The sequence below is a fragment of the Porphyrobacter sp. ULC335 genome, from assembly GCF_025917005.1.
Classification (GTDB): Bacteria; Pseudomonadota; Alphaproteobacteria; order Sphingomonadales; family Sphingomonadaceae; genus Erythrobacter.
Window position 1 is genome coordinate 424062 of record NZ_CP078091.1, and the last position, 24034, is coordinate 448095.

The 24034-nt window shown below is 64.9% G+C and carries 21 protein-coding genes; 3 read left to right on the top strand and 18 right to left on the bottom strand.

Annotated features, from left to right (window positions below; all coding sequences use genetic code 11):
- Nucleotides 1–5 precede the first annotated feature (5 nt).
- The 8 genes from KVF90_RS01990 to rpmI form a co-directional block, all read right to left on the bottom strand.
- Complete coding sequence (locus tag KVF90_RS01990) at nucleotides 6–875, bottom strand: alpha/beta fold hydrolase (protein WP_264393180.1); 870 nt, start codon at nucleotides 873–875, stop codon at nucleotides 6–8.
- Nucleotides 876–913: 38 nt separating this feature from the next.
- Nucleotides 914–2434, bottom strand: coding sequence for a peptide chain release factor 3 (locus KVF90_RS01995; protein ID WP_264393181.1), 1521 nt, complete (start codon nucleotides 2432–2434; stop codon nucleotides 914–916).
- Complete coding sequence (locus tag KVF90_RS02000; RefSeq protein WP_264393182.1) at nucleotides 2431–3180, bottom strand: SDR family NAD(P)-dependent oxidoreductase; 750 nt, start codon at nucleotides 3178–3180, stop codon at nucleotides 2431–2433. The genes KVF90_RS01995 and KVF90_RS02000 overlap by 4 nt, the downstream gene beginning before the upstream one ends.
- Entirely contained in the window at nucleotides 3177–5567 is a 2391-nt protein-coding gene (pheT, locus tag KVF90_RS02005; RefSeq protein ID WP_264393183.1) for a phenylalanine--tRNA ligase subunit beta, read from the bottom strand. Before pheT ends, KVF90_RS02000 begins: the two co-directional genes overlap by 4 nt.
- Nucleotides 5564–6664, bottom strand: coding sequence for a phenylalanine--tRNA ligase subunit alpha (gene pheS, locus KVF90_RS02010; protein ID WP_264393184.1), 1101 nt, complete (start codon nucleotides 6662–6664; stop codon nucleotides 5564–5566). The genes pheT and pheS overlap by 4 nt, the downstream gene beginning before the upstream one ends.
- Before the next feature lie 90 nt (nucleotides 6665–6754).
- Nucleotides 6755–7681 carry a helix-turn-helix domain-containing protein gene (locus KVF90_RS02015; RefSeq protein ID WP_264393185.1) on the bottom strand — a complete coding sequence of 309 codons (927 nt, stop codon included), beginning with the start codon at nucleotides 7679–7681 and terminating at the stop codon, nucleotides 6755–6757.
- Between the two features lie 131 nt (nucleotides 7682–7812).
- Entirely contained in the window at nucleotides 7813–8172 is a 360-nt protein-coding gene (gene rplT / locus KVF90_RS02020; RefSeq protein WP_264393186.1) for a 50S ribosomal protein L20, read from the bottom strand.
- A gap of 47 nt (nucleotides 8173–8219) precedes the next feature.
- A complete protein-coding gene (gene rpmI, locus KVF90_RS02025; RefSeq protein WP_026092007.1) occupies nucleotides 8220–8423 on the bottom strand; it encodes a 50S ribosomal protein L35 in 204 nt (67 codons plus the stop codon).
- Nucleotides 8424–8645: 222 nt separating this feature from the next.
- On the opposite strand from rpmI, the gene KVF90_RS02030 reads away from it, so the two are divergent.
- Nucleotides 8646–9299, top strand: coding sequence for a class I SAM-dependent methyltransferase (locus KVF90_RS02030; RefSeq protein ID WP_264393187.1), 654 nt, complete (start codon nucleotides 8646–8648; stop codon nucleotides 9297–9299).
- Nucleotides 9300–9357: 58 nt separating this feature from the next.
- On the opposite strand, the gene KVF90_RS02035 is transcribed toward KVF90_RS02030, so the two are convergent.
- The 8 genes from KVF90_RS02035 to KVF90_RS02070 all read right to left on the bottom strand — a co-directional run bounded on the left by KVF90_RS02035 (nucleotide 9358) and on the right by KVF90_RS02070 (nucleotide 16667).
- Nucleotides 9358–9948 (bottom strand): porin family protein, encoded by a 591-nt coding sequence (locus KVF90_RS02035; RefSeq protein ID WP_264393188.1) that lies wholly within the window; start codon nucleotides 9946–9948, stop codon nucleotides 9358–9360.
- A gap of 148 nt (nucleotides 9949–10096) precedes the next feature.
- Nucleotides 10097–10867 carry a histidinol-phosphatase gene (gene hisN / locus KVF90_RS02040; protein WP_264393189.1) on the bottom strand — a complete coding sequence of 257 codons (771 nt, stop codon included), beginning with the start codon at nucleotides 10865–10867 and terminating at the stop codon, nucleotides 10097–10099.
- On the bottom strand, nucleotides 10864–11211 hold the full coding sequence (locus KVF90_RS02045) for a ribose-phosphate pyrophosphokinase (protein WP_264393190.1): 348 nt from the start codon (nucleotides 11209–11211) through the stop codon (nucleotides 10864–10866). Before KVF90_RS02045 ends, hisN begins: the two co-directional genes overlap by 4 nt.
- Before the next feature lie 118 nt (nucleotides 11212–11329).
- Complete coding sequence (locus KVF90_RS02050; RefSeq protein ID WP_264393191.1) at nucleotides 11330–12265, bottom strand: ribose-phosphate pyrophosphokinase; 936 nt, start codon at nucleotides 12263–12265, stop codon at nucleotides 11330–11332.
- Nucleotides 12266–12446: 181 nt separating this feature from the next.
- Nucleotides 12447–12845 (bottom strand): hypothetical protein, encoded by a 399-nt coding sequence (locus KVF90_RS02055; RefSeq protein WP_264393192.1) that lies wholly within the window; start codon nucleotides 12843–12845, stop codon nucleotides 12447–12449.
- Nucleotides 12846–13235: 390 nt separating this feature from the next.
- On the bottom strand, nucleotides 13236–13625 hold the full coding sequence (locus KVF90_RS02060) for a hypothetical protein (protein ID WP_264393193.1): 390 nt from the start codon (nucleotides 13623–13625) through the stop codon (nucleotides 13236–13238).
- Between the two features lie 164 nt (nucleotides 13626–13789).
- On the bottom strand, nucleotides 13790–14215 hold the full coding sequence (locus KVF90_RS02065) for a hypothetical protein (RefSeq protein ID WP_264393194.1): 426 nt from the start codon (nucleotides 14213–14215) through the stop codon (nucleotides 13790–13792).
- Nucleotides 14216–14348: 133 nt separating this feature from the next.
- The gene (locus KVF90_RS02070; protein WP_264393195.1) at nucleotides 14349–16667 is read right to left on the bottom strand and encodes a DUF305 domain-containing protein; all 2319 of its coding nucleotides are present in this window, start codon (nucleotides 16665–16667) and stop codon (nucleotides 14349–14351) included.
- Nucleotides 16668–16947: 280 nt separating this feature from the next.
- Here KVF90_RS02070 and KVF90_RS02075 point away from each other — a divergent pair, with 280 nt between their 5' ends.
- Nucleotides 16948–17979 (top strand): serine hydrolase, encoded by a 1032-nt coding sequence (locus tag KVF90_RS02075; protein WP_264393196.1) that lies wholly within the window; start codon nucleotides 16948–16950, stop codon nucleotides 17977–17979.
- Nucleotides 17980–18082: 103 nt separating this feature from the next.
- Here the strand turns inward: KVF90_RS02075 and KVF90_RS02080 are convergent, their stop codons facing one another.
- Nucleotides 18083–18370 carry a hypothetical protein gene (locus KVF90_RS02080; protein ID WP_264393197.1) on the bottom strand — a complete coding sequence of 96 codons (288 nt, stop codon included), beginning with the start codon at nucleotides 18368–18370 and terminating at the stop codon, nucleotides 18083–18085.
- Nucleotides 18371–18595: 225 nt separating this feature from the next.
- On the opposite strand from KVF90_RS02080, the gene polA reads away from it, so the two are divergent.
- On the top strand, nucleotides 18596–21457 hold the full coding sequence (gene polA, locus KVF90_RS02085) for a DNA polymerase I (RefSeq protein ID WP_264393198.1): 2862 nt from the start codon (nucleotides 18596–18598) through the stop codon (nucleotides 21455–21457).
- A 189-nt stretch (nucleotides 21458–21646) separates the two neighbouring features.
- Here polA and KVF90_RS02090 read toward each other — a convergent pair whose 3' ends face one another.
- Complete coding sequence (locus tag KVF90_RS02090; protein ID WP_264393199.1) at nucleotides 21647–23953, bottom strand: CDC48 family AAA ATPase; 2307 nt, start codon at nucleotides 23951–23953, stop codon at nucleotides 21647–21649.
- Nucleotides 23954–24034: the final 81 nt, after the last annotated feature.

Here is a 24034-nt window from a genome sequence, read left to right on the forward strand (position 1 = left end):
TTGGTTCAGAGGAAATCCCGCAGTGTTGCGATGAAGCGGTCGAACTGGTCGTGGTGGAGCCAGTGGCCCGCTTTCTCGAACTCGATCACGCTTGCGGTCTTGAAGTGGGCGATCCGCCCGTCCTTCTCGGGGTTCGAGGCCCAGCTATCTGCTCCGTAGAGCAGCAGCGTCGGGCAAGTGATTGCGCCCCACAGCGCCTCGATGAACTCGTCACCGATGTCCTCCACCGGCCAGACATTGAGGTGGGGATCGAACTTCCAGCTATAGGTCCCGTCCTCGTTGCGGTTGACGCCGTGGACGGTGAGATGCCGCGCCTGGTCCGGGGTGAGGTAGGCGTTTTCCTCGATCATCCGCGCAAAGGCGGCTTCGATGCTCTCATATTTGCGCGGGGAGCGGCCTGCTGCCTTGCGCTTCTTCTCGATAAATTCAGCGAGGCGTTCAGGGTAAGGCACGGCGCGCTGCTTTTCGCGCCATTCGGGCGATGGGCCGAGCCCTTCGATCGCCACCAGCTTGCTCACCATGTCGGGGAAAGCGCCCGCATAGCGCAGCGCGACATTGCCGCCCATCGAATGGGCCACCATCCGCACCGGGCCGACGCCCAACTGATGGATCAGCTGCGCGAGGTCATAGACCATGTCCGCGGCGGAATAGACCCCGTCCGACACCCAGTCGCTGTCGCCATGCCCGCGGTGATCCATGGCGATGACGTGATAATCCTCGCGCAGCGCCTCGGCGGTCCAATCCCAGCTGCGCGCATGATCGCGCCCGCCATGCACCAGCACCAGTGGCGGTTTGCCCCTACCACCCCAATCGAGGTAGTTCAGGCGGAGGCGCTGCGAGATGAAGGTCTGCGAGGTTGGGCCGGTGTCGTGCATGGGAAATGCCATGCCGCGAACCTGCCCGTCCTGCAAGATTACCGTTCCTTCGTGGCCGAGAAGGTCAGCTGCGGGTTCTTCTCGACCTGATAGCTGACGTCCCAAGGGCTCTTGGCCATGAACACCATGTCCCCGTCGCGGTCGCGGGCCACATTGGCGCGGTTGAAGCTGGCGAATTCGTCGAGAGTTTTGTCGTCGCCCTTGATCCAACGCGCCGTGGCGAAGGGCGAAGGCTCGAGCACGGCTTCGACCTTGTATTCCGCCTCCAGCCGCGAGATCAGCACTTCGAGCTGAAGCTGGCCGACCACCCCGACGATGTGGGCCGAGCCGATCTCGGGGTAGAACACCTGGATCACGCCCTCTTCCGAAAGGTCATCCAGCGCCTTGCGCAACTGCTTGGTCTTGGTCGGATCGCGCAGCTGCACCCGGCGCAGAATTTCCGGCGCGAAGTTGGGCAGGCCGGTGAAGCGCACCTGATTGCGCTCCGACAAGGTATCGCCCACGCGCAAGGTGCCGTGGTTGGGGATGCCGATGATATCGCCCGCCTCGGCCGTATCCGCCAGCTCGCGGTCCTGCGCGAAGAACAGGATAGGCGAGTGCACCGCAATCGGCTTGCCCAGCCCTGACGGCGTCAGCTTCATGCCGCGTTTGAAGGTGCCCGAAACCTGCCGCATGAACGCGATACGATCGCGGTGGTTGGGGTCCATGTTGGCCTGCACCTTGAAGATGAAGCCGGTGACCTCGTCGCGATCAGGGCTGATCTGCTCAGCGCCTGCGGGCTGGGGCCGCGGCGGCGGGGCAAAGCGCGCAATGGCCTCGATCAACTCGTTGACGCCGAAGTTCTTGAGCGCCGATCCGAAATAGACGGGCGTCAGATCGCCGTGACGGAACGCCTCGATGTCGAATTCCAGATAGCCGCCGCGCGCCAATTCAATCTCGTCAGCGAAGCGTTCGGGGATCGCAGCGGTGTCACGGGTGCCGAGGAACTCGCGCGACGGGCCTTCCGGGCGGCTGACGGTTTCTGTGGCGAAATCGAGCAAGCCCTCGAACTCGCCGCCCATCCCGATCGGCCACATCTGCGGGCTGACGTCGAGCGCCAGCATGTCGGCAACCTCGTCCAGCGTCTCGAAGGGATCGCGCCCCTCGCGGTCGACCTTGTTGACGAAGGTGATGATCGGCACGCTCCGCAAGCGGCAGACCTCGAACAGCTTGCGGGTCTGCGGCTCGATGCCCTTCGCCGCGTCGATCACCATCACCGCTGAGTCCACCGCGGTCAGCGTGCGATAGGTGTCCTCGCTGAAATCCTCGTGCCCCGGGGTGTCGAGCAGGTTGAAGACGATCCCGTCCTTCTGGAAGGTCATCACCGAGGACGTCACCGAGATCCCGCGCTGCTGCTCGATCTTCATCCAGTCCGACCGCGCCCGCCGCGCCTGCCCGCGCGCCTTGACCTCGCCCGCAAGGTGGATCGCGCCGCCTTGCAGCAGCAGCTTTTCGGTGAGCGTGGTCTTGCCCGCGTCAGGGTGCGAAATGATCGCGAAGGTGCGGCGGTTGGAGGTCATTGCGGGTCGCGCGCGACGCGGAAGCCCGCGAAGTCCTGGTTGACCGGCATCAGCTCGATCCGGTTGATGTTGAGATGCGGCGGCAGGCTGGCGATCCAGCCGATGGTGTCGGCGATGTCCTCGCCCGTCATCGGGTTGACGCCGCGATAGAGATCGTCGGAGGCCTGCTGGCTGCCTGTGCGCACCACGGTGAATTCGGTCTCGACCATGCCCGGCTCGATGCTGGTGACGCGCACACCGGTGCCGTGCAGATCGGCGCGCAGCGCGAGCGTGAAGTGGTTCGCGAAGGCCTTGGACCCAGCGTAGACATTGCCGCCCGGATAGACATAGCTGCCCGCGACCGAGCCGATGGCGATGATCGCCCCGCGCCGTTCGATCAGCTTCGGCAGCAGCTTGCGGGTCAGCACCACCATAGCGGTGATGTTGGTATCGATCATCGTCTGCCAGTCGTCGAGATTGGCGTTCTGCGCCGCCGAAAGCCCCTGCGCGAGGCCGGCGTTGTTCACCAGCAGGTCGATGTCGCGAAAAGCCTCGGGCAGGCCCGCGAGCGCGGCATCGAGCGCGTCGGTATCGCGCACGTCGAAGCACACTGCGTGGACCTTGTCCGCGCCGAGTTCGGCAACCAGCGCGTCCAGCCGCTCCTGCCGCCGCCCGGTGGCAACGCAGCGCCAACCATCAGCGACCAGACGACGCACGGTGGCAAGGCCGATTCCGGCGGTGGCGCCGGTGACGAATGCCGTTTTCATCCGCGCAGCTCCCCGCCCAGCTTGGTGGCCGCCGCGACGACCTTCTCTGCGATGGCCTTCAGGTCGGCGTCCTTGAAACTGGCCTCACCCGGCTGGAGCGTGACTTCGACGGCGATCGACTTGTGGCCCTCGGGCACACCCTGCCCTGCGAAAACGTCGAACACGCGCACGCCGGTGATGAAGGCCTTGTCCGCCCCCTGCACGGCGCGGACGAGGTCGCCCGCTGCCAGCGTTGCCGGAACGAGGAAGGCGAAGTCGCGGGTCACGGCCTGCAATGCGGGCGGCGTGAAGCCAGGACGCGCAAAGGCTGCGCCCTTCTTGGCCGGGATCGCATCGAGGAACAACTCCACCGCAGCAATCGGCCCGTCGACATCGAAGGCCTTCAAGGTCGCCGGATGCACCATCCCGAAGCGCGCCAGCACCACCTTGGGGCCAAGCCTCAGGGTGGCCGACTGGCCGGGGTGGAACTGCGCCCCCGCCTCACCCATCACCATCAGATTGCCAACCGGTGCCCCTGCCGCTTCCAGCAATTGGAACGCCAGCGCCTTGGCGTCATAGGCGTCAAAGGCCTTGGCCTTGCCCGATTGCCACCCGCGCGGGGTCTTCTCGCCTGCCAGCACGATGCCCAGCGTCGGCTTCTCCTCGCTGAGACCGTCAGCCGCGCGGAAATACCGCCGTCCGATCTCGAACAGGCGCGAGGAGGCCGCGCCGCGATCGGCATTGCGCTTGGCCGCCATCAGCAGACCCGGCAGCAGTGCGGGGCGCATGGCCTTGAGGTCTTCGCTGATCGGGTTCGCGAGCACCCATGGCGGCTCGTTACCGGACGCGAAATGCTCTGCCGCCCATTCGGGGAGGAAGGACCAGGTCACCGCCTCGTTCAGCCCGCTGGCGGCGGCAGCACGGCGAAGTCCCCGCTCCAGCTTCTGCTGCGGCGTGGCGGTGGGGCGGGCGACGCCCTCGGCACGGGGGAGCGCGACACTTGCCACCTTGTCGAGCCCGTGGATGCGCACGACTTCCTCGACCAGATCGGCCGGACCTTCGATGTCGTTGCGGCGCAGCGGGCAGGTCACCTGCCAGTCGGCGCTGACCGAGAAGCCAAGGCTTTCGAGGATACGCTGCTGCTCGCCCTCGGGCACATCGACCCCGCCAAGACGCGCAGTCAGGCCCGGGTCGAAGGCGATCACCTTGGCGGTGGTCGGCGGCGAACCGGCGCGCATGATGTCGCTGGGCGCGCCGCCTGCGAGCTCGACGATCAGGCCGGTGAGCAGATCGAGCCCCTGATCGAGGAACTCGGGATCAACCCCGCGCTCGAATCGCGTGCGCGCGTCGGACGATAGCCCCAGCTTGCGCCCGGTCGCACCGATGCGCGCCGGATCGAAATAGGCGATTTCGAGCAGCACATCGGTGGTCGTCTCGCTGACGCCCGAATGCTCGCCCCCCATGATCCCGGCGATGTCGTGCACGCCGTTGTCGTCGGCGATGACGGTCATCTCGCTGTCGAGCGTGTAGGTCTTCTCGTTAAGCGCCAGCACCTCTTCACCGTCCTGCGCGCGCCGCGCGACCACTGCGCCTTGCAGCTTGGCAAGGTCATAGGCGTGCGCTGGGCGCCCGAAGCCGAGCATCAGGTAGTTGGTGAGGTCCACCAACAGCGAGATCGGACGCTGGCCCGCGCTTTTGAGCCGCGCCTGAAGCCAGTCGGGCGAGGTGCCGTTGGTCACGCCCTTCACCACGCGGCCATAGAAGGCGGGGCAGCCTTCCGGATCGTCGGTGCGGATTTCGACGGGGCACGCGCCTGCCGCGCTGAACGCGGGCATGGCAATCGGCTTCAGCGTCCCCAGCCCCTTGGCCGCCAGATCGCGGGCGATGCCGTAGACGCCCATGCAGTCGGGGCGGTTGGGGGTCACCGTGACCTCGATCACCGGATCGGCGCCGTGGTAATCGGCAAAGCTGGTTCCGACCGGCGCATCGCCGGGCAGTTCGATGATCCCGTCGTGATCGTCGCCCAGTTCCAGCTCGCGCGTCGAGCACATCATGCCGTTCGATTCGACGCCGCGGATCGCGCTCTTGCGCAGCACCATGCCATTGGCGGGAACGACCGCGCCGGGCAGGCCCAGCACGCCCTTCATCCCCGCGCGCGCATTGGGCGCGCCGCACACGACTTGCAGCGGGTTGCCGTCTCCGGTGTCGACAGTCAGCACTTGCAGCTTGTCCGCATCGGGGTGGCGCGCGGCGGTCAGCACGTGGGCGATGCGGAAACCGGCGAGCTTCTCGGCCGGGTCTTCCACGCCCTCTACCTCAAGCCCGATGGCATTCAGCGCATCGCAGATTTCGGCGACAGTGGCGGTGGTCTCGAGGTAATCCTTGAGCCAGGTCAGCGAGAACTTCATGCGCGTGCTCCCACGCCGGCAGACAGGGTCGGCTGGTCGAAGGGCGAGAAGCCGTAATGCGCCAGCCAGCGCGGGTCGCCATCAAAGAAGGCGCGCAGGTCGTTCATCCCGTATTTGAGCATGGCGATCCGGTCGATCCCGAGGCCAAAGGCGAAGCCCTGATATTCGGCAGGATCAACGCCTGCGAACGCAAGCACGCGCGCATTGACCATCCCGCTGCCGCCGATTTCCATCCACGCATGGCCGGGCGTGTCGCCGTGCCCGCCAACCACGCGGCGGCCACCTTCGGTCGAGTAGCCGACATCGACCTCGACGCTGGGTTCGGTGAAGGGGAAGTAACTCGGGCGCAGGCGCAGCACGATGTCCTCACGCTCGAAGAAGGCCTTGAAGAAAGTCTCCAGCGTCCACTTGAGGTGACCGAGGTGGATATCGCGGTCGATCACCAGCCCTTCGACCTGATGGAACATCGGCGTGTGGGTGGCGTCGCTATCGCTGCGGTAGACGCGGCCCGGGGCGATGATGCGGATCGGCGCGCCCTGATCCAGCATCGAGCGGATCTGCACCGGCGAGGTGTGGGTGCGCAGCAGGATCTCGCGGCCTTCAGCGGTCTTGTCCGGGAAGTAGAACGTGTCGTGCATCGCCCGCGCCGGGTGGGTTTCATCCATGTTGAGCGCGGTGAAATTGTGCCAGTCGTCCTCGATCTCCGGGCCGGTGGCGACTGCGAAGCCGAGGTCGGCGAAGATTTCGGCCAGTTCGTCCATCACCTGGCTGACGGGGTGCACCGAACCCTTCGGGGCAGCGGGCGCAGGCAAAGTGAGGTCGATCGTCTCGCGCGCCAGCTGCTCTTCAAGCGCGGCGGCTTCCAGCGCGGCTTTCTTCGCGTCGAGCGCCTCGGCAATCGCGGCGCGGGCCGACTGGATTGCGGGGGCTGCGACAGTACGCTCATCAGGGCTCATGCCGCCCAGCGTCTTCAGGGCAAGGCTCACCCAGCCCTTCTTGCCGAGCGTTTCGAGCCGCTCGGTCTCGAGCGCATCGAGGCTCTTCGCTGCGGCAATCGCGGCCAGCGCGGCCTCGGTCTGGGATGTGATATCGGTCATGGTTCTGAATGTTCTGCCCGCGGGATTTCGCCGCCGCCCGCTAGCGGCAAATCGCGTGCATTGCAAAGCGCCAGTGCCGCGCGAGCGCAGTCAGCGCAGCGGCGGCGGCGGGTCGAGGGTCTGTGCGGCGCTGCCCCATACCCGCGCACGGGCTTCCATGAAGGAGGTCAGGATCGGATGGTCGAGCGCGGCATATTCGCTCGGGTTCATGGTCATGAACTCGCGAAACTCGCGGCTGAATTGCGCCTGATCGTGATAATCCGCGTCCATCGCCTCGGTCCAGCGGGTGCCGCGATGGAGCATGAAGGTGGTGAGGCTGCGCATGAAGCGCTGGCGCCGCATCAGCAGCTTGGGCGAAAAGCCGAAATAGCGCATGCAGGTGCGCTCCAGCGTGCGCATGCTCATCCCGCAAGCTTCTGCCAGGTCGTGCACGGAGGCGTGGTCCCCGCTCACCAGCGCGCCATGGACGCGGGCGATGCGCGGCTCGTCACGGTTGGGGCGCATCGCGGCGGCCATGCCTGCGACCAGTGCGGCATATTGCTCGTCAAGCGTGGCCTCGGGATCGCACAGCGCGTCGGTCAGTCCGGCGAAATGGGCAAAAGCCGGGTGCGCCGCGCCGTCGCAGATGACGTTGGCGCAGGCACTCGCATCGGCATTGAAAAATCGCGCCCAGCCCAGCGGCAGGAAGCCGACCCCCCACATCCGCACCGGCCCCATCGAAAATCGGCACGGCAGAGAGCTCGGCCCCGTGCCGACGAACCGCGCCCCGCTGACGCGCGTGGCGGCAATTTCAGCCTCGGGGCCGGTGCCGCAGAAGAAGCGGATATTGGCCCATTCGGGCTGGAGGTAATCCGTTACCCGCGCTTCCCCGCCCTCGGGCAGATCGAGCGTCAGGTGGTAGAAGGTGGTGAAGCAGCCCGCGAAAGCCTCCGGCGGCTCGCGGAACTCAGCCGTCAGCCGCTGCCCTGACGGCAGCAAAGGTCCGCGCGCGGCGCGCTGATGTTCTCCATCCCCCATAGATGCAGAGTGCCGCAGATGGCGCGGTTCTACAAGGCCGATGGCGGGTTTCTACAAAACGGGACGCAAAAGGGGCGGGCTCCCGCGAAGGAACCCGCCCCTGAATGTCGTACGGGGGGAAGCCGGAACGCTTAGGCCGGCAGTGCCGCCTTCGCCTGAGCGATCACGGCCTTGAAGGCGCCGCCTTCGTTCATGGCCAGATCGGCCATCGCCTTGCGATCGAGTTCGATGCCGGCCAGCTTGATGCCGTGCATGAACTGCGAATAGGTCAGGCCTTCCATGCGAACGGCAGCGTTGATGCGCTGGATCCACAGGGCGCGGAACGTGCGCTTCTTAACCTTGCGGTCGCGGTAGGCGTATTGGCCAGCCTTTTCGACCGCCTGACGGGCGATGCGGATGGTGTTCTTGCGGCGACCGCGATAGCCCTTGGCCTGGTCCAGAATCCGCTTGTGCTTTGCGCGGGTGGTAACACCGCGTTTGATGCGTGGCATATCAGTATATCCTTATCTTGAGATAGCGGGGCCGATGGCCGCTCGCATCAATCGAGGCCGTAGGGCGCCCACTTCTTGATCGTCGGCGTATCATTGGCCGACAGGACCGAGGTGCCACGGTTGGTGCGGATATACTTCGCGTTGTGGCTGATCAGCCGGTGGCGCTTGCCAGCGACGCCGTGCTTGACCTTGCCGGTGGCGGTGATCTTGAAGCGTTTCTTCACACCGCTCTTGGTCTTCAGCTTGGGCATTTTCATCTCCTGATTGAGACACGTCGGAACCGGCCATGGCAGCCCTTGTCGCCAGGCTGGCTGATTGATTCGTGTCAGTGAAGTGCGCGCGCTTAGGCGGGGAGGGCGCGAAAGGCAAGAGGGTTGGCCGGGGTTAGGCGGTGCACTCCGGTCGGCAGGACGAGCCACCAGTTGCATTGCCTGCATTGCCCAGCGCTGCAAATCCCCTAGTAGGGAATGCGCATGAACACGAAGAAACTCAACGCATCGCCCGCCCGTCCCCGCAGCAACGGGCTGCTGCGATTCGCGCGCTCGGCGGCGATCTTCCTGCGCGGGTTTATCGAACACCCCGCCATGGTCGCCTCGGTCGTCCCCTCGTCGCAGGCCACCATCGACGCGATGCTGGCGAAGGTCGACTGGGACCACTGCAAGCTGTTTGTCGAATACGGGCCAGGAGTCGGCACCTTCACCACGCGGATCCTCGATTGCCTGCCGCCTGACGGACGCTTGCTTGCGATCGATACCAACCCGCGCTTCGTCGACTTCCTCAGAAAGACCATCGACGATCCGCGCTTTGAAGCCGTGCTCGGCTCCGCCGCCGATGTCGAAAGCTTCGTTCGGGCAAGCGGACATGCCCACGCAGACTACGTTATCTCGGGCCTGCCCTTTTCGTCCCTGCCCCCGCAAGTGGCCGATGAGATCGTCGCCGCGACCTACGCGGTGCTACGCGATGGCGGCGCCTTCATGACCTACCAGTTCCGCCCCACCGCCCGCGATCTGACGCAGGCGCATTTCCAGCAGGTCGATACGGGTCTGGCGCTGTTCAACGTGCCCCCTTGCGTGCTGGCCTGGGGCTGGAAGCGCGAGCCGCTGTCGGCGCGCGAAGCGGCGGAATAGGCACAAAAAAGGGCGGCTCCGGACAACCGGAACCGCCCCTTGAATGCATCAGCGTCGCTTAGAAGCGCGCGCCGAGCGCGACGCCGAAGTGGCGGCGCTGCGTGTTGATGGTGAAGACCTCGCCCAGATCGGCATAACCGCCTTCGACGCGTCCGTAGAAGTTTGCGCCGAAGCTGTGCTCGTAGCCCAATGCGAAGGCAAAGCCCGAACCCTTGTCGGAGACATCAAGGCCTGCGCCTTCGAAGGTGTAGTCCTGTTCGGCATAGCCGACCTTGCCGTAGAACTGGCCGTCAATGCTGGTGGCGAGCCCGACGTGCAAACCGGCTTCAAGGTAGCCATCGGCGCTGAGGCACAGGCCCTCTTCACAGGATTCGACGGTCGAGAATTCGTACTGGGCGTAGGGCCCGACAACGACCGTGTCGCTGACAGCGAAGTCATACCCGGCTTCGCCGCCGAATGCGAAGGCGCTGCCGATCTTGAAGACGTCGCCTTCCTCTTCGATGCTGCTGACGGTCGGCGTTTCATAGGTGGCGCGGGCTTCGATGCGGAAGCCGTCGCGGGCCATCGAGGTGTTGCCGGTTTCTTCCTGCGCGAAGGCAGGGCTTGCCATGGCCGCGCCAAGCGCGGTGGCAAGGATCAACTTTTTCATGAGTGCCCCTAATTGCAAAACTGTCCGGAATAGGACGGCGGCCCAAATACCGGCTGATCCCGATGTGACAATATTTGCGAAGCGTACCGCGCTGATTATGCAGGATGTTGTTGCAGCGGCGCAACGCTGGCCTGACCGGGAACGGGCTTCAGCCCATCGCCTCCAGCACATCTTCAAGCCGCGCCGGATCGCCCAGCGCGATCACCGTGCCGTCGGACCCTGCGTCGAGCGGGTTGCCCTGCCAGTCGGCCATCATGCCCCCCGCCCCTTCGACCACCGGGACGAGCGCCGCATAGTCATAGAGCTTCAGCCCGGCCTCGATCACCACGTCGACATGGCCGCTCGCCACAAGGCCGTAATTGTAGCAGTCCCCGCCGAACACGATCTTCTTTTCGGCGACCTGTTTGGCGACCGACATGAAGGCGTCGGCCTCTTCATTGGTGAAGAGATGCGGGCTGGTGGTGGCGAGCACCGCGTCACCGAGTTCCTTGAGCGGCTTGGTCGTGGCGGGTTTGCCGTTGAACAAAGTCGGCTGGCCGATGCGGCCCACCCAGCGTTCGCCGCTGATCGGCTGGTCGATGATGCCCAGCACCGGCCAGCCATCCTGCAGCAAGGCGATCAGCGTGCCGAAGATCGGGCGTCCGGCGATGAAGCTGGTGGTGCCGTCGATCGGATCGAGAACCCACTGGCGGCCCGCGCCTTCGTTGCGGGTGCCATATTCCTCGCCGATGATCCCGTCGGCGGAGAACTCCGCTTCGATCAACCGGCGCATCGCGGCTTCGGCGGCGCGGTCCGCTTCGGTGACGAAGCTGCGGTCGGCCTTCTTCTCCTCGGACCATTGGCCGCGGAACAGCGGGCGGATGGCAGCGCCTGCCAGATCGGCAAGGCGCAGGGCTAGGGCGAGATCTTTATCGGTCATGGGGCTTCCCAATAATCGAACGCCTCGGCCTGTCGAGCCTCGGTATAGCGGCGCGCTTCCGGCCCCTCCCATTCGCGCGGCAGGTCGTCGTACACGCCGATGCGGCTGACAAACCAGCCCTGCCCCGGCAACCCGTCCGACTGGCGCACCACCAGAACCGCGAGACCGGGTTCGCCTGCCGCCCGCCCGTCCTCGTCGATCCGGTCGAGCACCTTGCAAAGCTGGCGCATCAGCGGGCGGGTGAAGGCGTGGCCGAGAATGTTGAGCAATGCGCCATAGGTGAACGCCTGCCGCGCACGGGCCGCTTCGATCAGGAGGGCGCGGATTTCGGAGGGGTCGAACATCGCTTCACCCCTTCGTCATTGCGAGGAGCGAAGCGACGCGGCAATCCATGGTCTGCCGTCGCCGCTTGCCGAGAGGTTGGGCCATGGATTGCTTCGCCTGCGGCTCGCAATGACGAAGTCAGTCGAACAGGCTGGAAACCGAGCTTTCATCGGCAATCCGCCGGATCGCCTCGCCTACCAGCGGCGCAATCGGCAGGATGCGGATGCGGTCGGAGGCTTCGGCGGCTTCGGTGGGCCGGATCGAATCCGTGATCACCAGCTCCTTGAGGCTCGACCCGTTGATCCGCGCCACTGCCCCGCCCGAAAGCACGCCGTGGGTGATGTAGGCCGCGACCGACTTGGCCCCGCCTTCCAGCAAAGCCTCTGCCGCGTTGCACAGCGTGCCACCCGAATCGACGATGTCGTCGATCAGGATGCAGTGCCGGCCGGAAACGTCGCCGATGATGTTCATCACCTCGCTCTCGCCCGGACGGTCGCGGCGCTTGTCGACGATGGCGAGCGGCGCATTGTCGAGCCGCTTGGCGAGCGCACGCGCGCGCACCACGCCGCCGACGTCGGGCGAGACCACCATCAGCGCCTGATCGCCATACCGCGCCTGAATATCAGCCGCCATGACGGGCGCGGCATAGAGGTTATCGGTCGGGATATCGAAGAAGCCCTGGATCTGCCCGGCGTGGAGGTCCACCGCCAGCATCCGGTCAGCGCCCGCTTCGGTAATCAGGTTCGCCACCAGCTTGGCCGAGATCGGGGTGCGCGGGCCGGGCTTCCGGTCCTGCCGGGCATAGCCGAAGTACGGCACCACCGCAGTGATCCGCTTGGCCGAGGCACGGCGCAGCGCATCGATGCAGATCAGCAGTTCCATCAGGTTGTCGTTGGCCGGGAAGTTGGTCGGCTGGACGACGAACACGTCTTCCCCGCGCACGTTTTCGTGAATCTCGACGAAGACTTCCTCGTCCGAGAAGCGCCGCACGCTGGCATCGGTCAGCGGGATTTCGAGATAGGCCGCAATGGCCCGGGCGAGCGGCAAGTTCGAATTGCCGGACATGATCTTCATCGGATGCGAATCCCCGTTGGCGCGACGCAAACCGCCTAGCGCCGCGTCATGGAATTGCAAAGGAGCGCGGGCGTGTTCTCGTCAGGTTAGGGTCGAGGGCGCGCGCATCGGAATGATCGGGTCCGCTTTCAGGTCATGTGCGAGAGAGTGCCGATGACCAGAAGTGGGTGGTTAACTGCCGTCAGGCCGCCCCTTCGGCAAGAAACGTCGATAATTGCGCGAAGCTGTCCGGGGCGTCATCCCAAAAAGGGGAAAGGTCTCGCGGGTTACGTTGCCGCAGGTCTGCCAAGATCGGCTCGTAGGCAGGTTCGGTCAATCGAATGAGCCATTCGACGATTGGCAGGCCCGCGCGAGCCATGCCGCACAAGATGGCCTCGGTTTGGTCGATCCAACCGTCGTTCGCGTGAAGTGAGCCTCGCTCAAGCGCCACGGAAAACCATGCGTCGATGAACTCAAGAACAGCCTCTCTCTCCGCCGCTTTCCATGTTTCCCATCGGGCAAGAGCGAGTTTGCCAAGCACGATTTCCGTGTTCGGCACGCCGAAAGGGCCAACTGCGGCCAACTCAAAAATCCGGGGCATCAGATACCGAAAATCTCGGTCCCCTCCTACCGTCAGGTATGCGCCAGTGATGTAGCGCCACAGCTGATCCCCATTCAGTTCCCGGAGGGGGCTAGAGAGCAAAACATCGACCTTCCGCGTGTCGATACAACAGGGGCACCCCTCGATGAGGGGCGGAGCCTTTGAAGAGAACACTCGATACAGGTCTTCGATTGAGGCCGCCAATCTTGCGTGGCTCGGAGTCGGTGGCGGGGTAATCATTTCCGAAGCTTATGATTCGGGCTAAACGACCGCAACGGGGTCGCTTTCAGAATTTCGTCTTTCGGCGAGAAACCCGCTGAAGCTGCCCGGCAGGTATCGGGATCGCGCATCCGCCTCGCTCATGGCCGCTCGTGGGTGGGAAGTTGCCGCTTACATCGCGACGGTTTCGTAGCTGACCGAAACGCCAGCAACCGAATTATCCTGTTCAAAGATCCGAGACTTATCGGCATGCCGGATGAGTAGGCGGTCTGAAGCAAGCCATTTGATTTCAGCCCATGAGCCGCCCCAATCTCCGACTTTTGCGGCCCCATGATCATCATCCGCGCGGAACGTATTACCTCCTCCTTCTGGGGCTTCTCCGGCTCCCACAATCGAGATTTGCGTCGAATATCCGCTAGTCGCGCCGCAGTCGCGTTGAAACATCACCGCTTCGTGCTTGCCATCTGGCGAAACCAGTCGGGTTATGACTTCGTTGGTGCAAGCATCATCACAGGCGCCCACGGCAAGGGACAGAACCAAAAGGAGCAAAGCGCGGATCACTGGCGCAAATTAGCCCTCTCTTGAAACGGCAGCAATGGGGTGGCTTTCAGAATTTCGTCTTTCGGCGAGAAACCCGCTGAAGCTGCCCGGCAGGTATCGGGATCGCGCATCCGCCTCGCTCATGGCCGCTCGTGGGTGGAAAGCTGCCATACCAGCAGTGGGAATCAGAATTCGATTGAGGCAATGAGCCCACGCGTCTGCTCCAACTCTGTTGCCACATCGGGCTCAGTTGGCTCCATGGACGTGTAGGTAACGAGCGCAACGTCTTGACCGTTCGACAGATACCACGCGGCTAAAACCTCGCCTGCTGCACTGCCTACACAACCAACAGACATAACTCGCGTGTTAGTTTCCTCAAAATGCCGACAATTCAAAGATTTGCGGGCAAAAAAGTCTCCAAGCAGCATTCGCAAGCTGTCAACCGTGACTTCTGGATTTGCGCCGCCGCGGTAGGTCGCGGTCGAAAACTGAATTACACCCCGACCAAAAGGCCGAGCCAGCGTCGGCGGAGCGCCTTCAATCAAATCATCCGTGATGTCCGTCCAATCGGGCGGCAAATCGAAGCGCAGCCCATGAAATTGAACCCGCATACGTTTTCCTTAGGCTCGCCAAAGATCGTTACATATCGATCGTATTCGAGGGCCGCTATGGGGTCGTTACCGGAACGGCAGCTTTTTGACCGAAATTTCAAAAAGCTGCCGTTCGTAAGTAGCCCCGCGCGCCTCAGCCGCCCTTGCGGCTGGCCTTGGCGGCATCGATTACGCGCTTGTCCCACGTCACGCGGGTCTGGGTCTGCGGGTTGAAGCGGTCGTCCTCGTACTTGGCGCCCAGCGCGGCGGCGATTTCGGCCTTGGTCAGGTGTTCGGTCGGCTTCAGCGTGAAGACGTCGATCCCGCGGGTGATCTCGGTGCCGTAGATGTGGCCCTTGTACCAATAGACCGACCAGTATCCGCCCAGCACCATCTGCTTGGCGTCAATCGGGCCGCGGTCGAAATAGGCGATTTCCTTGGGATTGGCGCTGTCGGTGAAGTCCATCACGCTGAGGCCGCCCTGATACCACGCCTGCGCAAACAGATCGCGGCCCGGGACGGGGACAATCGATCCGTTGTGCGCGACGCAGTTCTCCTTGTCGGTCTGCGGCGCGGGCATTTTGTAGTGGGCGCGGAACACCAGCTTGCCGTCGACGATGTCATAGACCGCGTTGGCGCCCCACGTGGCCGGATCGGACGCCTTGCAGCGCGGACGCCCGCCGCCGCCCCATTCGTCGGTGAAGATCACCTTGGTGCCATCATTGTTGAAGGTCGCCGAGTGCCAATAGGCAAAGCCGGTGTCGGTCACGACATCGATGCGCTTGGGGTTCAGCGGATCGGCAATGTCGAACAGGATGCCGTTGCCCGAACACGCGCCTGCCGCCAGCTTCAATGCGGGGAAGACGGTGATGTCGTGGCACTGATCGGTCGGCGCGGTGTTCTGGGTGTCGTCGCCATGATCGCCGCCGGTCCACAGGCCCGCAATCGAGCCGGTCTTCTCGTCGGCAAACACCCGCGGGCTCTTGACGATGCGCGACTTGGAGGGATCGGCCAGCGGGATTTCGATCACGTCGATCGAGAACAGCGCGGTGCGGGTGTCGCCCGCGATTTCGCCGACGCAGCCGGCCAGCTCTTCCCCGTCGCGGATGCCGGCGGTGCCCGAGTTGTAAACGATCAGGCGCGTGTCATCGGCGCTGACGATGGAGTGGGTGTGGCTGCCGCGGCAGGTCTGGACGCCGCCGACCTGCACGGGGCGGGCAAGGTCGGAGATGTCGAAGATGCGCAGACCCCGGAAACGCTCCGCATTGACCTTGCCCGGCGCGCCTTCCAGCCCGCAATCGACACGGCCGCGGGTCTGCTCGACGCTCATCACGAGGATGTTGCCGACCACCGAGACGTCGCCCTGACCGCCGGGGCACACGACGCTGCTCTTGAGGGTCGGCACCCCGTCAACGCCGAGCTTGTAGATGTTGAACCCGTGATACGAGCCCGCCACCATGACATCGCCGAAGAACGCCATGTCGGTGTTGGCGAAATCGAGCAGCGGGGAGCGTTCGGCGTATTCGGTGAGGTCTTCCTCCTCGCGCGCGGGCGAGGCGGCGGCAACCGCTGCGCCTTCGGCAGGGGCGGGAGCCTCGGTCGCGGCGGCAGCGGCTTCGACAGCAGCGGCGGCTTCAACAGCTGCCGCTTCGGCTGCGCCCTCGTCCTTGTCCTTTTTGGGCGGGACGGGCGGGCGCAGGTCGGCAGGGTTGGCGGGGTTGAAGAAGCCGGCAGGCTTGGGCAGCGTCGCGACCTTGGTGAGGCCCATGATCGCCTCGCCCGCATTGTCGAACCCGGCTGCAAGGCCCGAGCGCGGATCTTCCGACAGGCGCGCCAGCACCTTGTCCATCCGCTTGATCTCGCTGGTCTGCTCGCTGTCGATATCGCCGACGAACTGGTAGAGCACCGGATCGGCAGCGGTGCCTTCCTCTTCGAGCAGCTTTTCGACCATGTCGACCGCGCCTTCGTGGTGGGCGATCATCAGGGTCAGGAACTGGCGGTCGAAGGCGACGCCCTTGGCCGCGGCCAGCGCCTTCATGTCCTCAGGCGAGGCCATGCCCTTCATCATGTGGTGCATGTGTTCGCCGTGGCCCTTCATCATCGGGTCTTCGACAGGCTCGCCGCGCTCCTTCAGCCAGGTCTGCATGAAGGCGATTTCATCGGCCTGGCTGGATTCGATCCGGCCCGCGATCGTCACCAGATCCTCGGTATTGGTGCGGTCCTTGACCAGCTTGGCCATGTCGAGCGCCTGCTGATGGTGCACGATCATATGCTGCATGAAGGCGACATCGGAGGGGAGATAGCTCGCCTGCGCCAGCTTGGTCGCCTGTTCGGCGGTCAGGGTCTTGCTGGCCTGCCCCGGCGCGCCCGGCTGGACGATCTGCACGCTTTGGGCATAGGCGATGCCCGAAGCGGAAAGCAGCAAGGCGGCAAAGGCAGCGCGCGAGGCGCCGCGCGTGGCGGTTACGGTCATGGAAGTCCCCTAAGATCGAAAGTCGGTGGACAGACTGCCGCAGCCCCGCACGCAGTCAAGCCCGCTTGTTGGTCTGCAAGACGGCAATCGACGAACCTCCGATCACGGTCGAGCAAGGGCGAGCCCCGCTCTAGACGCCTGATGGAGCCGCCGCGCCGTCCCTGTCGCGCCCCACGCACCGTTCACCGCACGCGGCGAAATGCGCGCTTGTCGCGACGAATCGTGCGTGGATAAGTGCATCGTTAAGCCCGCCGCAACCCTGTTGGAGTAGCCTGTAGATATGGCACGCCCCCGCTTTTTCGCTGTTCTGACCGGCCTTGCCGCTTCCTTCGCGGCTCTGGCGAGCCCGGCGGCGGCGAACCAGGACGAGCTGCAGGCGACCTTCGACAGCACCTTCGGCACGCAGGAACGCAACCCGCAAAGCTTTGATGCGGTCTATGCCTCGACCTTCGAACAGCGCATTGCCGAACTCGCCAACCCCGCGATGGGGCGGATCGGTGTTGCTGCGGTAGACCTTGCCACGGGCGAGGAAGTGATGGTGCTGGGCGATCAGCTGTTCCCGATGGCCTCGACCAGCAAGGTCGCGGTGGCCGCCACCTTCCTCGAGATGGTGGAACAAGGGCGTTACACCCTCACATCGGAATTCCCGCTGATGATGCCGGTGGTTTCGGCCAAGTATTCATCGGCCAAGGCGCCGGTGCGCCCGGGGCAGTATATGCCCGCGATCGACCTGATCGAGATCATGATCACCCGTTCCTCCAACCCGGCAACCGATGCGCTGCTCGCCGCAGTGGGCGGGCCGGCTGTGGTCAATGACTGGATGAAGCGGCAGGGGATTTCCAGCTTCTCGATCAACCGCGACATTGCGACGCTGGTGCGCGATGACGGGGAGTATAACCCCGCCGTCCACATCGACACGCGCGACGCGGCGACCCCGCGCGCCATGGTGCGCCTGCTCGCCGGGCTGCATCGCGGCGATTTCCTGTCCGACCAGAGCCGTCAGGTGCTGCTCTCCGCGATGAGCCGCACCGTGACCGGCAAGCGCCGCATCCCCGCGCACATCCCGCTGGAAGCGCGGGTGAGCCACAAGACCGGATCGCTCAACAACACCTCGAGCGACGTGGGCTTGATCGAATGCCCCGATGGCCGGGTGATCGCGGTGGCGATCTACGTCACCGGTCAGGGCGGCAAGCAGGCCCGCGAAGAGCGGATCGCAGCCATTGCCCGCGCGCTGTATGATGGTTTTGCGGTCAGGGCCCAGCAGAACCCGACCCGCAACTGGGCCAGCGCCCCCTACGCAACCGGCGGCTGACCGCCTCGCCTGACGACAGGCAGCAAAAAGGGCGGCGCCTTGCGGTGCCGCCCTTCCTGTTTGTGACTGTCCCCGCCACTGGAGCGGGGCAGGCAGCAACCGATTATTCGGCAGCTTCTTCGGCTTCGGCAGCCACGTTGGCAGCCGCATCGCCGACTTCGTCAGCGGTCTTCTCGGCGGTTTCGGCTGCACCGTCGGCAGCGGCTTCAACGCCGGCAGCGGTCTGGTCAGCAGCGCCTTCGATGGCGTCGCCGGCGGCGTCGGCATTGGCTTCGGCGTCTTCGGCCATGGCGTCGACAGCTTCACCGGTTTCGGATTCGGTCTTTTCGCTGCAAGCGGCGAGGCCGAGGGCCGAGGTGGCGATGGCGGCGGCGAGGATGATCTTGCGCATGATATGAATTCCTTCTTCCTGCAGATGACACGCGACCTGAAAGGGCGCGTCGACCGGCGTTCTCTCTCGTCCGGTTCACTGGGGAATCTAGGGCCTCATATCTCGGGATACAAGCAGATTAGGGCGTCGCGCCCAAATTTTGCCGTATTTTTGCCACATTTTCGGAAAGCCGAGATCCCGCGCCAAACCCCTACCCGCGCGCGGCGGCGGATGCTAGCAGACGCCATGTCCGATAAGCAGCACCTCTATCTCGTCGATGGCTCGTCCTATATTTTCCGGGCTTACCACCGCCTGCCCCCGCTGACGAACCCGGAAGGGACGCCGGTCGGCGCTGTATATGGCTACACCACAATGCTGTGGAAGCTCGCCGCCGATCTCGACGAGGCTGAGGGGCCGACCCACCTTGCAGTGATCCTTGATGCCGGATCAATCAGCTTCCGCAACGACATCTACGAGCATTACAAGGCACACCGGCCCGACCCGCCAGAGGATCTCGTCCCGCAATTCCCGCTGATCCGCGATGCCACCCGCGCCTTCAGCCTGCCTTGCATCGAAGTGCCGGGGCTGGAAGCGGACGATCTGATCGCCACCTATGCCCGCCGCGCGCAGGAGCGGGGTTGGGACGTGACCATCGTTTCCAGCGACAAGGACCTGATGCAGCTCATCGGCGAGATCGAGACCCCCCACGGTCCGGCGCGCATCGACATGCTCGACACGATGAAGAACCAGCGCATCTGGCTGCCCGAGGTCGAGGAAAAGTTCGGCGTCGCACCCGAGTTGGTGGGCGATGTGCTGGCGCTGATGGGCGATGCGGTGGACAATGTGCCGGGCATCTTCGGCATCGGCCCCAAGACCGCGTCGAAGCTGATTGCCGAACATGGCTCGCTCACCGCGGCGCTGGATTCGGCGCCTGCGATGAAGCCTTCCAAACTGAAGGACCGCCTGATCGAAGGGCGCGCGGATGCGGAACTCAGCAAGGTGCTGGTCACGCTGAAGGAGGATTGCGACCTCCCCCAGCCGCTCGATGAAATGGTGCTCGGCCCGGTGCCGCCCGAGCCGCTCGCTGCATTCCTCCAGCACCATGGCTTCACTTCGCTACTGCGGCGGCTTGATGCCGGATCGGGCAGCCCCTCGCGCACGACCGATCTCAACCCGCCCAAGCCGACCACACCCGGCGCCAATGGGGCTTCCGCCAACGGGAGCGGCGAGGGCAACCGCCAGCCTCTGCCCGAGATGCCGCCGGTCGAGCACTCTGCCTATGAGACGGTGCAGACGATGGAACGGCTGGCCGCGTGGATTGCCCGCGCTGCCGCCGCGCGGCGGGTGGCGGTCGATACCGAAACCACCTCGCTCGATGCGATGCGCGCCGATCTGGTCGGGGTCAGCCTTGCGCTCGGCCCGAATGACGCGTGCTACATTCCCCTGGGCCATGGCGGCAGCGATATGTTTGCCGAAAAGCCCGAGCAGGTGCCCAAGGCCGAGGCCATCGCCGCGCTGAAGCCGCTGCTGGAGGACGAGGCCCTCCTCAAGATCTTCCAGAACGGCAAGTATGATCTCAACGTGCTGGCGCGGCAGGGGATCGCGGTCAGCCCGATCGACGATACGATGGTGATCAGCTTCGCGCTCGACGCCGGGCGCGGCGAGGAGGGCATGGGGGGCGGCCACGGGATGGACGAGCTGAGCCAGCGCCACCTTGGTCACACCCCGATCCCGTTCAAGGACCTGTGCGGCACCGGCAAGAAGACGATCAGCTTTGCCGAAGTCCCGCTCGACCGCGCCACCGCCTACGCCGCCGAGGATGCGGACGTGACCTGGCGGCTCCATGCGCACCTCAAGCCGCGGCTGGCGGTGGAGGGGGGCAGTCGGGTCTATGAACGCGTCGACCGTCCGCTGATCCCCGTGGTTGCCGCAATGGAGCGTGAAGGCATCCGGGTCGACCGCGCGCGGCTCGCCAAACTGTCCGAGGAATTCGCCCGCGAGATCGGTCGGCTGGAAGGCGAAATCCACGTTGTCGCCGGGCAGGAATTCACCGTCGGCAGCCCCAAGCAGCTGGGCGACATCCTGTTCGACAAGCTTGGCTACAAGGGCGGCAAGAAGGGCAAGAGCGGGCAGTATTCCACCGACGTTTCGGTGCTGGAAAAGCTCGCAGGCGAAGGCGCGCCGATAGCGCGGCTGGTGCTGGAATGGCGGCAGCTCTCCAAGCTCAAATCGACCTATACCGATGCGCTTCAGCAGGCGATCAACCCCGATACGGGGCGGGTCCATACCAGCTACAGCCTTGTCGGCGCGCAGACCGGGCGGTTGTCCTCGACCGATCCGAACCTGCAGAACATCCCGATCCGCACCGCCATCGGCCGCCAGATCCGCGAGGCCTTTGTGCCGGAACCCGGCAATGTGCTGCTGGCGGCGGACTATTCGCAGATAGAACTGCGGCTCGCCGCGCATATGGCCGATGTCGACAGCCTGAAGGAAGCCTTCGCCCACGGCGAGGACATCCACGCCCGCACCGCCCGCGAAATGTTCGGCGAAGTCACCCGTGACACCCGCGCCCGCGCCAAGACGATCAACTTCGCGATCCTCTACGGCATCAGCCGCTGGGGCCTCGCCGCGCGGCTGGAAGTGCCGCCGGAAGAGGCGCAGGCCATGATCGACACCTATTTCCAGCGCTTCCCCGGCATCCAGCGTTACATCCACGAGACGCTCGAAAGCGTGCGGGCCAAGGGCTATTCGGAGACATTGTTCGGCCGCAAGACTTGGTTCCCGCGGATCAATTCCAAGAACCAGGCCGAACGGCAGGGGTCAGAGCGCGCCGCGATCAACGCGCCGATCCAGGGGACCAGCGCCGACATTATCAAGCGTGCCATGGCGCGGATGCTCCCGGCGCTGGCGGACGCAGGCCTGCACGATGTGCGGATGCTGTTGCAGGTGCACGACGAATTGGTGTTCGAACTGCCCGAAGGCCGGGTGGAGGCCGCGACCCCGATTATCCGTCAGGTGATGGCCGAAGCGGCGCTGCCATCGGTGGAGCTGACCGTGCCGCTCGGCGTCGATATCGGCACCGGATTGAGCTGGGACGCGGCGCATTAGCACAGAGCAGGTTTGCTGCGGGTTAGACCCAGGCTAGACCCCCTCTACACCCCGCCTCCGTTCGCCCTGAGCTTGTCGAAGGGCCGCATTTTCTTGCTCCTCGCACCGCGGCGGGAAGAAAGAACGGTCCTTCGACAAGCTCAGGATGAACGGGATGAGCAATGTTTCACGTGAAACATTTCGCGAACATCAATCGTGCTTCCGCTCCCGCGTCGGCTTGAGCATGTCAGGCGAGAAGAACCCGATCGGCTGCACCGCAGCGGCGCGCTTCTTCAACTCGCCGCGCATTTTCTTGTACTCGTCCTCCATCTCGGCCGTCACGGTCGCGCGCGAATCCTTCAGCGCTGCGTCAAAATCGCGGCCCTCGACGGTGCTGACTTCGCTGCCCACACGGCGCAGCGCGGCAAGCCCGGCGCGGCGCACGAGGTCTTCTAGGTCGGCGCCGGTGAAACGCTCGGTCTGCGCCGCCATCGCCGCCAGATCGACGTCATCGCCCAGCGGCATCTTGTCGGTGTGAATGCCCAGAATATGCTCGCGCCCCGCCTTGTCCGGGGTGCCGACATAAACCAGCTCGTCAAACCGACCCGGTCGTAGCAGCGCCGGATCGACCAGCGTCGGACGGTTGGTCGCGCCGATCACCACCACCGATTGCAGCTCCTCCAGCCCGTCCATTTCGGCGAGGATGGTGTTGACCACGCGGCCCGTGACTTGCGGCTCGCCCTGCCCTGACCCGCGCGCGGGAACCAGCGAATCGATCTCGTCGATGAACACGACACAGGGCGCGACCGCGCGGGCGCGGGCGAAAAGGCGGGCGATCTGCTGCTCGCTCTCGCCGTACCATTTCGACAGCAAGTCGCTCGATTTCATCGAGATGAAGTTCGCTTCTGCCTCCTTGGCGACAGCCTTGGCCAGCAGGGTCTTGCCGGTGCCGGGCGGGCCGTAGAGCAGGAAGCCCTTCGCCGGGCGAATGCCGAGGCGGCGGAAGGCATCGGGGTTCTTGAGGGGCAGCTCGATCCCCTCCTTGAGCTTGTCGATCGCCTCGCCCGCGCCGCCAATATCGCTCCAGGCGACATTCGGCACCTGCACCATCACTTCGCGCATCGCCGAGGGTTGGACGCGCTTGAGCGCCGCGAGGAAATCGTCGCGCGAAACGCACAGGTCTTCGAGCACTTCGGGCGGAATCGTGCGTTCATCGAGATCGAGACGCGGCATGATCCGGCGCACCGCTTCGATGGCGGCTTCCCGTGCCAGAGCGGCAATATCCGCACCGACAAAGCCGTGGGTGACGCGGGCGAGTTCATCGAGATCGACCGCACTTTCGAGCGGCATCCCGCGGGTGTGAATGGCGAGAATCTCGCGCCGCCCGCGCTGGTCGGGGACGCCGATCACGATCTCTCGGTCGAACCGGCCCGGACGGCGCAGCGCCTCGTCAATCGCGTCGGGGCGATTGGTGGCGGCGATCACCACGAGGTTGGCGCGCTTCTCCAACCCGTCCATCAGGGTGAGCAGCTGGGCGACAAGACGTTTTTCCGCCTCGCCCGGCACCTGCGTGCGCTTGGGCGCGATCGAGTCGATCTCGTCGATGAAGATGATCGCAGGCGCAGCGCGGCTCGCCTCCTCGAACACTTCGCGCAGGCGCTTTTCGCTCTCGCCATAGCCCGATCCCATGATTTCCGGGCCGTTGATGGTGAAGAATTCGGCGTCGCTCTCATTGGCGACCGCCTGCGCGAGGCGGGTCTTGCCGGTGCCCGGCGGGCCGTGGAGCAACACGCCCTTGGGCGGCTCTACGCCGAGGCGGATGAACAGTTCGGGGTAGCGGAGCGGCAGCTCGACCATCTCGCGCAGCGCGCGGATGGTGTCCTCCATTCCGCCGACGTCGTCGTAGTTGACGACCGCCCGGCCATCGCGCGGTTCCTCGAACTCGGCGCGCAATTCGACCTCGGTGTTCTCGTCGATATGGACGATGCCCTTCGGGCTGGTCGAGGCAACGGTCAGGCGGATTTGGGTCAAGGCATAGGCTGGCGCGCGCAAGAGCTGGCGCACATCGGCAGGCATGTTCTGCACCGGCTGCTGTCCGGTCGTCGCCACCAGATCGCCCGCCACCAGCGGCCGGCGGAAGAAGTTGCGCTTCAACGCCTGGGTCGGCCCCTGAAGACGCATCTCGCGCTGGGCGGGAGCGAAGACCACGCGTGTGGCTGGGCGCGATTCGCCGCGCGCGATCTCGACATGCTCACCCGATCCGCCCTGCGCATTGCCGCGCTGCAGCCCGTCGAGCCGCACCACGTCGAGCGCGTCGTCTTCAGGATAGGCGGCCATGGCGATCGCGGCCGTCACGCGCTTGCCGCGGATTTCGACCACATCACCTTCGGTAATTCCGAGCTTCTGGAACGCCGAACGGGGGATTCGGGCGATCCCCGCGCCGGATTCCTCCTGACGGGCAGGCGCGACCTGTAGCCGCACGGTGCGGGTCGGAGTGGCGGTTTCGGCGTCGGCCATCGTGGGCGTTCCTGTGCAAGCGACTATCGGGTCTGCGAAACCGATAGCTAGGAACAGCGCCAATCGAATGCAATCTGCGGG

What these genes read in the sequence shown, in the direction of transcription:
- KVF90_RS01990 (WP_264393180.1), bottom strand. Translation starts at nt 875, where the DNA reads ATGCACGACACCGGCCCAACCTCGCAGACCTTCATCTCGCAGCGCCTC.
- KVF90_RS01995 (WP_264393181.1), bottom strand. Translation starts at nt 2,434, where the DNA reads ATGACCTCCAACCGCCGCACCTTCGCGATCATTTCGCACCCTGACGCG.
- KVF90_RS02000 (WP_264393182.1), bottom strand. Translation starts at nt 3,180, where the DNA reads ATGAAAACGGCATTCGTCACCGGCGCCACCGCCGGAATCGGCCTTGCC.
- pheT (WP_264393183.1), bottom strand. Translation starts at nt 5,567, where the DNA reads ATGAAGTTCTCGCTGACCTGGCTCAAGGATTACCTCGAGACCACCGCC.
- pheS (WP_264393184.1), bottom strand. Translation starts at nt 6,664, where the DNA reads ATGACCGATATCACATCCCAGACCGAGGCCGCGCTGGCCGCGATTGCC.
- KVF90_RS02015 (WP_264393185.1), bottom strand. Translation starts at nt 7,681, where the DNA reads ATGGGGGATGGAGAACATCAGCGCGCCGCGCGCGGACCTTTGCTGCCG.
- rplT (WP_264393186.1), bottom strand. Translation starts at nt 8,172, where the DNA reads ATGCCACGCATCAAACGCGGTGTTACCACCCGCGCAAAGCACAAGCGG.
- rpmI (WP_026092007.1), bottom strand. Translation starts at nt 8,423, where the DNA reads ATGCCCAAGCTGAAGACCAAGAGCGGTGTGAAGAAACGCTTCAAGATC.
- KVF90_RS02030 (WP_264393187.1), top strand. Translation starts at nt 8,646, where the DNA reads ATGAACACGAAGAAACTCAACGCATCGCCCGCCCGTCCCCGCAGCAAC.
- KVF90_RS02035 (WP_264393188.1), bottom strand. Translation starts at nt 9,948, where the DNA reads ATGAAAAAGTTGATCCTTGCCACCGCGCTTGGCGCGGCCATGGCAAGC.
- hisN (WP_264393189.1), bottom strand. Translation starts at nt 10,867, where the DNA reads ATGACCGATAAAGATCTCGCCCTAGCCCTGCGCCTTGCCGATCTGGCA.
- KVF90_RS02045 (WP_264393190.1), bottom strand. Translation starts at nt 11,211, where the DNA reads ATGTTCGACCCCTCCGAAATCCGCGCCCTCCTGATCGAAGCGGCCCGT.
- KVF90_RS02050 (WP_264393191.1), bottom strand. Translation starts at nt 12,265, where the DNA reads ATGAAGATCATGTCCGGCAATTCGAACTTGCCGCTCGCCCGGGCCATT.
- KVF90_RS02055 (WP_264393192.1), bottom strand. Translation starts at nt 12,845, where the DNA reads ATGCCCCGGATTTTTGAGTTGGCCGCAGTTGGCCCTTTCGGCGTGCCG.
- KVF90_RS02065 (WP_264393194.1), bottom strand. Translation starts at nt 14,215, where the DNA reads ATGCGGGTTCAATTTCATGGGCTGCGCTTCGATTTGCCGCCCGATTGG.
- KVF90_RS02070 (WP_264393195.1), bottom strand. Translation starts at nt 16,667, where the DNA reads ATGACCGTAACCGCCACGCGCGGCGCCTCGCGCGCTGCCTTTGCCGCC.
- KVF90_RS02075 (WP_264393196.1), top strand. Translation starts at nt 16,948, where the DNA reads ATGGCACGCCCCCGCTTTTTCGCTGTTCTGACCGGCCTTGCCGCTTCC.
- KVF90_RS02080 (WP_264393197.1), bottom strand. Translation starts at nt 18,370, where the DNA reads ATGCGCAAGATCATCCTCGCCGCCGCCATCGCCACCTCGGCCCTCGGC.
- polA (WP_264393198.1), top strand. Translation starts at nt 18,596, where the DNA reads ATGTCCGATAAGCAGCACCTCTATCTCGTCGATGGCTCGTCCTATATT.
- KVF90_RS02090 (WP_264393199.1), bottom strand. Translation starts at nt 23,953, where the DNA reads ATGGCCGACGCCGAAACCGCCACTCCGACCCGCACCGTGCGGCTACAG.